We start from the raw sequence: 11,994 nt of genomic DNA on the forward strand, positions 1-11,994 counted from the left end.
ACGTTTATTGAATCCCTGTTCGCAGCGTTCCCTGAGGCAACAGAGTGGTGACTCCTTTGCCTGAAAAAAACGGTTTCCTTGGCGGTATAGCCCCAGGGAAACCGTTTTGAAGATATGAGGGAACCCTTCCCTTGCCGGGGCTGGACAGCTCCCGGAAACGCCTTTCTAAAAAGCCTCCCCGTACAGTGACGCGATCTCTTCGGGCGATGCCGGACGCGGATTGTTGGCGGGGCTTCCGCTGGCAACGGCTTCCCGCACCATCGCGTCGAGCTGGGCATCCAGCGCCTCGCGGGAAAGCAAGTCACGCAGCCGGGGGATATGCAGCTCACGCACCAGCCGGCTCACAATGCCGAGCCCGGCCCGCGCCGTTTCCAAAGGCGTTCCCGCCGGAACCACCCCCATCGCTTCCGCCAGCCGGGCATAGCGTTCCTGTGCGCCGGGAAGCGAAAACCTCATGATCGCCTCCAGCAAAACGGCGTTGCTCACGCCGTGCGGGATGCCGAACTTCGCCCCAAGCGGGCGGGCCATGCCGTGCACCAGCGCCACGGAACTGTTGGTAAAGGCAATGCCCGCCTCCAGCGAACCAAGCAGGCACTCGCGCCGGGCTTCGGCATCGTCCGGGCTGGCGAACGCCACGGGCAGGAACCGGGCGAGCCTCCCCGCAGCCCGCAAGGAAAAGTCGATGGTCAGTTTAGTAGCCTTGCGGGATACGCAGGATTCGATGGCATGGGTCAAGGCATCAACGCCCGTGGCCGCCGTCAGCGCCGGAGGCATACCGTATGTCAGCAGGGGATCGAGGATGGCGATTTCCGGGACAAGATACATGGAAATGACGAGCAGTTTCTCGTGGGCGGCTTCCTCGGTGATGATCGTCGTTCCCGAAACCTCGCTCCCCGAACCCGCCGTCGTCGGAATGGCGATGATCGGAACGCCGGGATGCGGCACCCTGCCCACGCCCGCGTAATCCCGGACAGCCCCGCCGTTGGCGTCGAGCAGGCTCACGGCCTTGGCAACGTCGATGGGCCCTCCCCCGCCGCAGGCCACGATGGTCCCGCACCGTTCCCTTCGGAACAGGCCAAGCGCCTCCCTGACATGGCGGTCGGTGGGTTCGGACGGAATATCCGAAAAAACCGCGCCGAGCAGCCCCGCCTCACGCAAGGACTGGAGCACAGGTTCCACAACGCCTGAACGCCGCAGGAACGGCCCCGTGATCACGAGCGCCCGGCCCCTCCCCCACTGCCTGGCGAACAAACCCGTTGAAGCGGCTTTTCCCTCCCCAAAGACGATGCCTTTCGGCGAGAACCAGTTCCACATATTTCCCCCGTTTTCATGCCGCGGCCCTGACGTGCGGCACCGTTGTGCGAAGGGCTTCTCAGTGCTCGTGCGGTTTGTTGCCAAGAGGATGCACATGCATATGGGCATGAGCGTGCGACGGCGCGGCGTCCGTGAAATGCTGCCCCTCAACCGTCAGGTATTCGGAAGAGGTCTCCGCCAGGAAGTCCCAGTCGTGGGAAATGATGATACGGGCCGTGGGAAGGGTTTTCAAGACGCCGATGATCCGCTGCCGGGCTTCCGGGTCCAGCCCGTTGGTGGGCTCGTCGAGCAGCAGGGCTTCCGGCTCCATCACAAGGACCGTAGCCAGCGAAACCAGTTTCTTCTCGCCCCCGGACAGGCGGTGCGTCAGCCGGTTTTCGAACCCGGCCAGCCCGAGCCGCTCCAGCGTGGACGCAGCACGCTCCCGGGCTTCGTCCTGAGTGCAGCCAAGATTCAGCGGCCCAAAGGCCACGTCTTCCAACACCGTGGGACAGAAAAGCTGATCCTCGGCGTGCTGGAGGACCAAGCCCACCTTGCAGCGCAATTCCCGAAAGTCCTTTTCCGTTTCCAGCGGACGCCCGTGAAAGAGGATACGGCCTTCCTGCGGTGCCGCCAGCCCCATGATCAACCGGAAAAACGTCGTCTTGCCGCTTCCGTTCGGACCGTACAAGCCGATCTTCCGGTCAGGGTACAGGGCAAAATCCATATCCCGGAAGACCTGCCGTCCTCCGGGATATGTGAACGAAATATGCTCCAGCGCGAAAATGGGCTCAGCCACGGGGAAACTCCAGATACAGATCAAAGGCCACGAGGCAAACCATGCACGCGAACGCCGCCACGGCGAACACGGCATCGCGGGATGTGGCCCGGAAAGCGGTCACGGACTGAAAACGCCCGGAAAAGCCGCGCAGGATCATGGCTTCGTAGACCCGCACGGAACGGTCGAAGCTGTGCACAAAAACCATGCCGAGCATGTTGCCGAAGGTACGGTACGTATGCATGTTGGTCCTGGGCGCGAACCCGCGCAGCCGCGCCGCGCCGTGCAGCTTGTGCCATTCATCGGCGATCACGTGCAGATAACGGTACGTGAACAGAAACAGGAAAACCAGCTTGGACGGGAAGCGCAGCCGCTCCAGCGCGTAGCCGATGGTCGGGGAATCCATCGTCGCCACCAGTGCGAGGAACGTCATGACGATGGCATTGGATTTGACGGTCACGAGCAGGGTAAGCAGCACCCCCGCGCGGCTGACTTCCAATGGCCCCCACGCGGCAATCGCCTCTCCGCCCGAGGTCAGGGGGACCGTCAGCCAAAGGAACGCAATGAACACATTGACCACGGCCAGCCGCCGGAGCACGGGCCGCATCGGCGGCCTGCTGAGGGCAAGGAGCAGCGCGGCCATGCCAAACCCGAACCATGCCGCCTCGGGAGTCCGCACCACGGCCAGGCACACGGCGCACACGAACGCCGCCACCAGACGGAATCTGGGGTCGACGGCGTGCACCAAAGAGCGCCCGTGGGCAAAAGGTTCGTCAAACATCAGGGCCGGCGCCTGAAATACGCCGCAACGCCGATCAGCCCGAAAATCCAGCCGATGCCCCCGATGATGTCCCGGAGGTTCGGACCGGCTTCCGTCTGCTCCGCAAGCATACGTTTGATGGGGGACAGTTTGGCGTCCAGTGCGGCGTCGACGATGCGCTCGATCTCGGCGGGCGTCGCGCCGCCGGAAACCGCCGCAACCGGAGCGGCGGCAGAAGGCGCGGCCTGTCCGGCGACAAGGGAGGCCGGGGTAGCCGGGACTTCCGCAGCGGCAACAGCGACGGCCTTCGGGGTTCCCGAAGAAGCCAGCTCGTCGGCGGCCACGGTCCAGTCGTTCTGGTGCCCTTCCCCGGCGATGATCCGGATGTTGAGATCGTGCCCGACCTCGCGGAGCTCCGCCGTCACCGGGAACCGGAACACCCCGTTATCATCGGTGGTTCCCTGCAACAGCAGCGCGCCGGTCGTTGCGTCAAAGACCTCCACGGTCCCCTGCTTGACCTTCTGGCTTCTGTTGAACCCACACTCGACCTGTACGGCATCCCCATCCACAAAGGCGAAGATATTCACGCGGTGCGCCGAAGCGAACGAGGCTTCGGCGAATACGAGGCACAACGCCATGCACCAAAGGCGAAACATACGCATATCGCTATTCCTTGGAAAATTGCAGGATTTCCGGGCGGACCTTGGCAATGAACGAAACCGCCAGCGCGGTGATCACGCCTTCCACGATCATGACGGGGATGTGCGCCAGAAACAAGATCTGTGCGGTACGGAGAAAGCCTTCAGCGCTGAAACTCAGCGACAGCGCCGTCAGCAGCCCGGCCCCGGCGACGGAGAGAGCCCCGCAGCAGAATGCGCCGACAATCCGCTGACGTGCGGATTTCAACAGCATGGGGCGGAACGCGTAGTAGCAGACGACCGCCGGAAAAGCCATATTGAAGGTATTCACGCCAAGTACGGTGATGCCGCCGTACTGGAACAGGATCGCCTGAAGCATGAGCGCCACAAAAATGGACGGGAACGCCGCCCAGCCGAGCAGCATCCCGAGGAGCCCGTTCAGGATGAGGTGCACGCTGCTCGGGCCTATGGGCACATGGATGAGTGAGCCCACAAAAAAGGCCGCGGCCAGAATCGCCACCGTCATCAGCCTGTCGTAGTCCAGTTTCCGCAGCCCAATGACAATACCGGCCGCCGCCAGCACGGCTCCTGCCCCAAGGACCGCCGGGGAAAGCACCCCTTCCGAAATATGCATGGTTCACCTTCGATTTGTTTTACCGAGGAAGTAATTGGGGGAAAGGAGACGAAAACTTTCCGGAAAAAGTTTCACCCTCCCTTCCCCAAACCAGCCAGCGCGGAGCCCGGCCTTCCCTCTTCAAAAACGCTCGTCTTTACGAATCCCTGTTCCAGGCTTTCCCGAGTTCTCGAAACAGCGGAACGCCTGTTCCTCCCCTCCTGCGCAATCCCTGCAGGCAGGGTGAATCGGAGAGCATGTCGGCAGGCGTTCACCACACCCACTGCGGCACCCTCCCGCTTGTCTTTTTTTACTTCTTCACCGGGTCGACGAACTCGGCCCACAGCACGGCTCCAAGCTCGACATTCTTGGGCGTGCCGTCGTGATCAAGCTTCTCATCGGCGGTATTCAGCGCGGCGAAGCCCCACCAGCCCGCAAAAGGCACAGCATAGGTGAAGACGCCGTTGGCGTCGGCCTTCACGACCTGCGTCACCATATACTCGTTGGGCGCTTCGTACTTCTTATCCTTGTTGTACAGCTCGACTTCCACATCGGCGCCGGGCACGGGCTTGCCGTTCAGCAGCACCTGCCCCTGAAACACATTGCCAGCATAATTGCCGAAGGGACGGGTCAGGGGAACGATTTCCGTCTTGAGCCCGGCGGGCTCATCCCAGCCTTCCTCTTCGCCGAACGCCGCCACATACGCCTTGGTGTAATGGACGATGTAGCAATCCTCGGCGGGCTCCCAGTACGGCTGCGGCTCCATGACGAACTGATAGACGCCGGGCCGCTTGATCGCATACTGCGCGGTCCAGCCGTCGTGATCCACGATTTTTTTGGCTTTGAGGCTGGGTTTCAGGTCTTCAGTCTTGCCATTGGCAATGACCTGCACCGCTTTCGGCTTGGCCAGCGGCATACCCTGCATTTCCATAGGATGGGTAAAGGACAGGTCCAGCGTGACGTCGGCGTCCTTCTTGTCCGTCACCGTGCCCGCAGAAGGGATGACCATGCCGAAGTGCGCAAGCGCAACGCCGGAAACGGACAGCATCATGATGCAACTCATCAGAAACGTTTTCCACATAACCGAATCTCCTTGTGTCGGGCCGACGGCAGCCAAAAGGGCACGCCTCACGCCGTAAAACCATGAGTAACACAATACAAAGAAAAGTAACAACAGAGAATCGATGATTTTCGTCCTATATTTGTTTCACTTTGAATTGTATAGGAATCCATGAGCCAATCTGGGCTCGGAAACATCGTCTCCAAGACACATGCGCACCATACGCAAAGCCATAGCACCCAATCCGCTCACGGAAACGGCTTCATGCCCATGCAGGCGCTCCCGCCGCCTTCGCTGCCCCGTTCCATGCCCTCGTACCCGCCGGAAAGAAAAAGAGAGGACCTTCCCAGATCCTCTCTTGATGACAATGCCTTTTGAAGTGCCTACTCGGGCTTCTTGGAGGGCCGGATGGTCATCACGGGGCACTTGGCGGACTTCACCACCTCATTGGCCACGGAGCCGAAGAACAGCCGATCCAACCCTTCGCGGGCGTGGGTTCCCATGACGATCATGTCGACGCCGAGTTCCTTGGCGATCTCCACAATCTTCTCGGCGGGGCGCCCTTCATAGATGAGCCCGTTGACGTCCATGCCGGGGAACTGCTTCTCCACGAAGGCATCCATATCCCCCCGGGCACGGGACCAGATGCTTCGCATCCCCTTGGCGATGTCCTCCACAGGGACTTGCAGGTTCTCATAAGCCGAACGCGAAGAGACGACATAAATAGCCGAAATCGAAGCCCCCGAAAGTTCCGAGAGCATCTTCGCATATTCCACGGCAGGGTTGACGCTGTCCTTCAGGTCGACTGCGCAAAGGATCTTCTTCAGTTCCATGAGACGCCTCCAGCGTAACGAGTTGGACAATACAGGATTATCTTTACAGTACCTCCTGTTGCGCCAAAGTCAAGCCGGACGGATTTTCTAACGCTTCCCCTTCGGAACGGCGGTTCCCCGGCCTTCCCGAGCCTTCCGGTTGAACAGGCGGAAGACCAAGACGAAAAAGACCGGGACAAAGAAAATCCCAAGGGCCGTTGCCGCGAACGTGCCGCCCATGACGCCGGTCCCGATGGCATTCTGGCTTCCCGACCCCGCCCCGGTACTTATCGCCAGCGGCAATACGCCGATGAGGAAAGCTAAAGAGGTCATGAGGATGGGCCGCAAGCGCAACCGGGCCGCTTCCATCGCGGCGTCCGCAAGGCTCGCGCCCTGCTGGAACAACTCCCGCGCGAACTCCACGATCAGAATGGCGTTCTTCGCCGCGAGCCCGATGGTCGCCAGCAGGCCGATCTGGAAATACACATCGTTGGACAGCCCGCGCGCGCCGGTCGCCGCCACAGCCCCGAGCACGCCGAGGGGCACGACCAGAACGACCGACAGCGGAATGCTCCAGCTCTCGTACAGCGCGGCGAGGCAGAGGAACACCACCAAGATGGACAAGGCATAGAGGAACGGCGCCTGCGAACCGGAAAGGCGCTCCTGAAAGGACATCCCGGTCCACTGGTAGCCGATGCCTTCGGGAAGCTCCTTCATCAGCCGTTCCATCTCCAGCATGGCCGTACCCGAGCTCATCTCGGCGGCGGCGCGGCCCTGTATCCGCACGGCGGACACGCCGTTGTAGCGTTCAAGCTGCATGGGGCCGTACGTCCAGCGGGCCTCGCCGATGGACGTGAACGGCACCATCTCGCCCTTGTCGTTGCGGAAATACCACCGATTGAAATCTTCGGGCTTCATGCGGAACGGCGCATCGGCCTGCACATACACCTTTTTGACGCGGCTGCGGTCCACGAAGTCGTTGACGTACTTCCCGCCCCACGCCGCCGAAAGATCCGCGTTGATGGCGTCGAGGGACAACCCGAACGCCCCGGCCTTTTCCTGATCGATGCTCACTTCCAACTGCGGGCTGTCGTCCTGCCCGAAGGTCCGGACGTTCCGCAGCAGAGGGCTGCGCCGCGCCAGCTCCATCAGCTGATCCCGCGCCGCGATGAGGGCTTCATGCCCGAGCCCCGCCTGATCCTGCAACTCGAAGTCAAAGCCGGTGGCGTTGCCGAGCGAACGGATCGCCGGGGGCGCGGAGACGAATATCCGGGCATTGATGATTGAGGAAAAAGCCCGGTTCGCCCGGTCGATGATGGCTTGCGCGCGCCGCTCCGGGTCTTTGCGCTCGCTCCAGTCGCGGAGGCGGATGTTCCCCTGCGCGGTGCTCTGCCCCTTGCCGCCCGATGCGCGCCCGAGGGTCAGCATCATGCCCCGCACGTTTTCCTTTTCGTTCTCAAGGAAATGGCGCTCCACCTGTTCCACGATCTTCAGGGTTTCCGTTTCCGTCGACCCCGGGCCGAGCTGGATTTCCACGGTCAGGATGCCCTGATCCTCGTTGGGCAGAAACGATGTGGGCATACGCCACAAGATCCAGCCCGCGCACACGAGCATGGCCAAGTATATGACCATCATCCTGCCGCCGACCTTGATGATCCTGCCGACGGCCCCTCTGTAGGCCGTGGTCGCCCGGTCGAAACTCCGGTTGAACCAGCCGAAGAAGCCGTGCTGCGAGGCCATGTGGCCGGGCTTCAGAAAGGTGGAGCACAATACGGGCGTCAGCACCACCGCCACAACGACGGAAAGGATCATGGCCGACACGATGGTCAGCGAGAACTGGCGGTAGATGGCGCCGACGGTGCCGCCGAAAAAGGCCATCGGCACGAACACGGCGGACAGCACCGCCGCCACGCCGATGAGCGCGCCGGTGATCTGGCCCATCGTCTTGATGGTGGCCTCGCGCGGAGGCAGCCCGTCCTCTTCCATGACGCGGGCCACGTTTTCGACCACGACGATGGCATCGTCCACAAGCAGGCCGATGGCCAGCACCATGCCGAACATCGTCAGCGTATTGATGCTGAACCCGAACGCCGCCATAACGCCGAACGTGCCGAGCAGGACCACGGGAACCGCCAGCGAGGGGATGATCGTGGCCCGGAAGTTCTGGAGGAACAGGTAGATGACCGCGAACACCAGCACGATAGCCTCAAGCAGTGTTTTGATCACCTCGATGATGGAAATTTTGATGAACGGCACGGTATCGTAGGGCGATACAGCCTCTACGCCGTGCGGGAAGTAGGGGCGCATTCCCTCAATAAAGGCCGCCACCGCGTTTGACGTGTTCAGGGCGTTGGCGTCCGAAGCCAGCTTGATGCCCACGCCCGCCGCGGGCTTGCCGTTGTAGCGGGCCGACGATGTGTAGCTTTCCTGCCCCAGTTCCACACGGGCCACGTCCCGGAGGCGTACGGCGGAGCCGTCGGGATTGACGCGCAGCAGGATGCGCTCGAATTCCGGAACGGACGTGAGCTGTTTCTGCGCCTTGATGGTGACGTTCATCTGCTGCCCGTCCCGGATGGGCTTGCCGCCGACTTCCCCAAGCGAAACCTGTTTGTTCTGGGCCTTCACCGCATTGATCACGTCGGACGGCGTCAGGCTGTATGAGAGGAGCTTCGAGGGGTTGAGCCAGATGCGCATGGCATAGGGCGCGCCGAACAGGGACACTTCACCCACGCCGTCCACACGGCTCAGGGGATCAAGGATGGTGGAACCCACAAAATCGCACAGGTCCGCCGCGCTCATGGAATCGTCGGACGACACGAACGCGTACATCTGAAGGAAGCTGTCCGCCACCTTGGTTACGGTGATGCCCTGCCGCGTCACTTCTTCCGGCAGGGACGAAGTGGCGAGCTGGAGCTTGTTCTGCACCTGCATCTGCGCCACGTCGGGATTGGTATCGGGATCGAAGGTGAGCCGGATGGAAACCTGCCCGGCGGCGTCGCTGGTGGAGTTGATATACAGCAGGCCGTCGATGCCGTTCAGTTTTTGTTCGATGACCTGCGCGACCGTGTCCTCAAGCGTCTGAGCCGAGGCCCCGGAATATTTAGCCGTGATGGTGACCACCGGAGGCGCGATGCGCGGATACTGCTCCACGGGCAGGCGGAATATCGAAATCCCCCCCGCCATCATGATCAGGATGGCGATAACCCACGCGAACACCGGGCGGTCTATAAAAAAACGTGCCATAAGTTCTCTATGAAGTTATATGGTTACATACGGGACTTTTTCAAAAAAGAGGATAGGTGCTCTCAAAAGCCTTCTGGTGGCCTTCTCTTTTCCTCAAGGGAAGCTTTCATCCTCTGCTGGCCGAAAAAAGGCCGTTAAGGAAAACCACCGGGAAACGCCTGCTGACGGGGGGTTCCCCGTATCACCAGACTGTTATTGATTGTTCAAAAACCGTTGGCGGCGGGAAGATACGCGGAACGGGAGTCAAGCTCCAGCCAGCCCTCCAGAATCCAGAGGCTCACGGACAGGACAACGCGCCCTCTCCCGGCACCCTCCGCCTCCCCCGCTATCCTTCGCCCCTGATCTTCACGCTCATACCGGGGCGGACGTTCTGCCCGCCTTCAACGATAACGCGGTCTCCGGGCTTCAAGCCGGAAAGCACCTGCCACGAATCGCCCACGGTACGGCCCACGTCGACAAGCCGGACTTCCACCTTGCCGTCGCCGTCCACAAGGAGCACGGAAGCCTGCCCCTTCGGATCGCGCCGCAGCGCCCGCTGCGGGACCAGCAAGGCGTTTTCGTCCACGCCCTCGGCGATGACCGCGCGCACGTACATGCCGGGCAACAAAATGTGTTCGGGATTGGGGAACAGAGCGCGCAGGGACACCATGCCGGTACTTTCGTCCACGCTGACGTCCGTGAACTGCAAGCGGCCCTCATGCGGATACATGGCGCCGTTTTCGAGCTTCAGACGGACAGGCGCTTCCTCGGCGGCGGAACGCAATTCCCCATTGGTGAATTGAGCGCGCAGCCGCAGCAAATCCTGACTGGACTGGGTGATATCCACATACACCGGATCAAGCTGGCGCACGGAGGTCAGCGCCTGCGCCTGATTGGCGGTCACCAGCGCGCCGGGCGTGAACGCCGACTTGCCGATGCGTCCTGAAATGGGGGAACGGACTTTGGTGTATTCCAGATTGATGCGGGCGGTCTTCACGGCGGCGCGGTTCACCGCCACGTCCGCCTCGGCCTGCTTGAACGCGGCCTGCGCGTCGTCATACTCCTGCTTGCTCACCGCCTTGATCGCCAGCAGCTCACGGAAACGCTCCGCCTTCAGCCGCGCCGGGGTGACGTTGGCTTCGGCCTTCATGAGCGCGGCCTGCGCGCTGTCCAAGGCGGCCTCATACGTGGCGGGATCGATCTGATACAGGGCCTGCCCCGCCTTCACGTCGGCGCCTTCGGTAAACAGACGCTGCTGAAGGATGCCGCCGACCTGCGGCCTGACTTCCGCCACCTGAAACGACGCGATGCGCCCGGCAAGGGCCGTCGTGTAGACTTCCCGCCGGGGCTCCAGTTTGATTATCACGACTTCGCGCGGACCGGAGGAACCCGGGGCACCCTTGCCCCCTTCCTCACAGGCCAACAGCATCAAAGACAACAACATACACAGAACGGCCCTCGTCAGGGCTCTCGGGTAGCTCATGAAAAGGCTCCTCGGCATCCTGCCGATGTACGGCACGGCAAGTTACGGGGTTCTCCAGGGTCCCGTTTTTCTTCAGGACGGGGGCAGTGTAGCAAGAGACGCAACAATGAAAAAGCCCACTATCCCGGGGGGTCCCGGAAAAATTCGGGGCTTTTTCCACCCCGGAGGCCCACGGGTCAGCGATTCCGGACCGTTGCGCCCTGTTTTCTTCACGATCCGTGCCGCAAAAAAAAGATGACACGGAATCGCCCCGCGCCATCTTTAGCTTACCCGTTTGTCTTTTTCATGAAATCGATCACGGCGTATCGAAAAAGACCGCCAGCTCGTCACGGCCCGACGCCACGCCGAGGGCCAACATAAGCTTGAGCCGGGCCTTGGGCCCGCTGGTCTCGCCGCCGAGAATCCCTCCGGCCTCCAGCACGGTTTTGGCCCCGCCCTCGTAGCCGTACACGTCGAGCACACGCCCGGCTATGGTCCGGGTGGTGATGACCACCGGAATCCCTTTCTCCACGGCACGGCGGATGCCCGGCAATGCGGCGGGCGGCACGTTGCCCCGGCCGAAAGCCTCAAGCACGAGCCCTCTGACGTTCTGCTCCACCAGAAAATCGATCAGCAGCGAATCCGAGCCGCTCGCCAACTTGATCAAGTGTACGTCCTCCACCAGCTCCGGCGGACGGATGGATTGCCTGCCGAGCGTATTGCGGCGGAAGACCACGCGGTCGGGGTCCACATAGCCGAGCGGCCCCCAGAACGGCGAAACGAAGGTTTCCGTATTCGCGGAGTGGGATTTCACGACCTCGCGTGCGGCATGGATTTCCTCGTTCATGACCACAAGCACGCCCTTGCCCCGGGCTTCGGAACTCGCCGCCGTACGCACGGCGCACAGCAGGTTCACCGGTCCGTCCGGGCTGATCTCCGCCGCCGATCGCATGGCTCCGGTCAGGCAGACCGGCTTCTCGCTGTTGTGCACGAGATCCAGCAGATACGCGGTTTCCTCCAGCGTATCCGTGCCGTGCGTGATCACGACACCCAGAATGTCCTCATGGCGGAGCAGTTCCTCCACCTTGTTGCCGAGTTCGAACATCCGTTTCGGCGTCATGTGCGGGCTCGGGATATTGGAGAATTCCATAACCTCAATGGGGCACGCCTCGCGCAGCCCGGGGACGGAAGCCACCAGATCCTCGCCGCTCACCGCGGGCACGATGCCGTGCGCCGGGTCAAGCTTCATGGCGATGGTTCCGCCCGTCGTCAGTACGATTACTTTTTTATTATCCATGTCGCTCTTCTTGGAAGGCGAAAAAGGGAGGGATACTCGGAGGAGGGAGGAAGGCCTTT

Annotated in this window: 10 protein-coding genes; all 10 read right to left on the reverse strand. The window is 61.8% G+C overall.

Annotated elements, in window-relative coordinates; genetic code table 11:
* Positions 1–165 precede the first annotated feature (165 nt).
* On the reverse strand, positions 166–1,314 hold the full coding sequence (locus tag HMPREF0178_RS06605; protein ID WP_009380062.1) for an iron-containing alcohol dehydrogenase: 1,149 nt from the start codon (positions 1,312–1,314) through the stop codon (positions 166–168).
* A 58-nt stretch (positions 1,315–1,372) separates the two neighbouring features.
* Positions 1,373–2,092, reverse strand: a complete 720-nt coding sequence (locus HMPREF0178_RS06610) for an energy-coupling factor ABC transporter ATP-binding protein (RefSeq protein WP_009380064.1) — start codon at positions 2,090–2,092, stop codon at positions 1,373–1,375.
* Positions 2,085–2,852: a cobalt ECF transporter T component CbiQ gene (gene cbiQ / locus HMPREF0178_RS06615; protein ID WP_009380065.1), complete on the reverse strand. Its 768-nt coding sequence runs from the start codon at positions 2,850–2,852 to the stop codon at positions 2,085–2,087. The genes HMPREF0178_RS06610 and cbiQ overlap by 8 nt, the downstream gene beginning before the upstream one ends.
* A complete protein-coding gene (locus HMPREF0178_RS06620; protein ID WP_009380066.1) occupies positions 2,852–3,493 on the reverse strand; it encodes a hypothetical protein in 642 nt (213 codons plus the stop codon). Before HMPREF0178_RS06620 ends, cbiQ begins: the two co-directional genes overlap by 1 nt.
* A gap of 4 nt (positions 3,494–3,497) precedes the next feature.
* Positions 3,498–4,103 (reverse strand): cobalt transporter CbiM, encoded by a 606-nt coding sequence (gene cbiM / locus HMPREF0178_RS06625; RefSeq protein ID WP_005030218.1) that lies wholly within the window; start codon positions 4,101–4,103, stop codon positions 3,498–3,500.
* Positions 4,104–4,392: 289 nt separating this feature from the next.
* Positions 4,393–5,163, reverse strand: a complete 771-nt coding sequence (locus HMPREF0178_RS06630; protein ID WP_009380067.1) for a DUF4198 domain-containing protein — start codon at positions 5,161–5,163, stop codon at positions 4,393–4,395.
* Positions 5,164–5,525: 362 nt separating this feature from the next.
* Positions 5,526–5,975 (reverse strand): universal stress protein, encoded by a 450-nt coding sequence (locus HMPREF0178_RS06635; RefSeq protein ID WP_005030215.1) that lies wholly within the window; start codon positions 5,973–5,975, stop codon positions 5,526–5,528.
* 87 nt (positions 5,976–6,062) lie between these two features.
* Complete coding sequence (locus HMPREF0178_RS06640) at positions 6,063–9,197, reverse strand: efflux RND transporter permease subunit (protein WP_009380068.1); 3,135 nt, start codon at positions 9,195–9,197, stop codon at positions 6,063–6,065.
* 325 nt (positions 9,198–9,522) lie between these two features.
* Entirely contained in the window at positions 9,523–10,659 is a 1,137-nt protein-coding gene (locus HMPREF0178_RS06645; protein WP_009380069.1) for an efflux RND transporter periplasmic adaptor subunit, read from the reverse strand.
* Between the two features lie 295 nt (positions 10,660–10,954).
* Positions 10,955–11,935 (reverse strand): asparaginase, encoded by a 981-nt coding sequence (locus HMPREF0178_RS06650; RefSeq protein WP_039958626.1) that lies wholly within the window; start codon positions 11,933–11,935, stop codon positions 10,955–10,957.
* Positions 11,936–11,994 lie beyond the last annotated feature (59 nt).

The organism is Bilophila sp. 4_1_30 (genome assembly GCF_000224655.1).
Classification (GTDB): Bacteria; Desulfobacterota; Desulfovibrionia; order Desulfovibrionales; family Desulfovibrionaceae; genus Bilophila; species Bilophila wadsworthia.

What these genes read in the sequence shown, in the direction of transcription:
- HMPREF0178_RS06630 (WP_009380067.1), bottom strand. Translation starts at nt 5,163, where the DNA reads ATGTGGAAAACGTTTCTGATGAGTTGCATCATGATGCTGTCCGTTTCC.
- cbiQ (WP_009380065.1), bottom strand. Translation starts at nt 2,852, where the DNA reads ATGTTTGACGAACCTTTTGCCCACGGGCGCTCTTTGGTGCACGCCGTC.
- cbiM (WP_005030218.1), bottom strand. Translation starts at nt 4,103, where the DNA reads ATGCATATTTCGGAAGGGGTGCTTTCCCCGGCGGTCCTTGGGGCAGGA.
- HMPREF0178_RS06635 (WP_005030215.1), bottom strand. Translation starts at nt 5,975, where the DNA reads ATGGAACTGAAGAAGATCCTTTGCGCAGTCGACCTGAAGGACAGCGTC.
- HMPREF0178_RS06605 (WP_009380062.1), bottom strand. Translation starts at nt 1,314, where the DNA reads ATGTGGAACTGGTTCTCGCCGAAAGGCATCGTCTTTGGGGAGGGAAAA.
- HMPREF0178_RS06650 (WP_039958626.1), bottom strand. Translation starts at nt 11,935, where the DNA reads ATGGATAATAAAAAAGTAATCGTACTGACGACGGGCGGAACCATCGCC.
- HMPREF0178_RS06640 (WP_009380068.1), bottom strand. Translation starts at nt 9,197, where the DNA reads ATGGCACGTTTTTTTATAGACCGCCCGGTGTTCGCGTGGGTTATCGCC.
- HMPREF0178_RS06620 (WP_009380066.1), bottom strand. Translation starts at nt 3,493, where the DNA reads ATGCGTATGTTTCGCCTTTGGTGCATGGCGTTGTGCCTCGTATTCGCC.
- HMPREF0178_RS06645 (WP_009380069.1), bottom strand. Translation starts at nt 10,659, where the DNA reads ATGAGCTACCCGAGAGCCCTGACGAGGGCCGTTCTGTGTATGTTGTTG.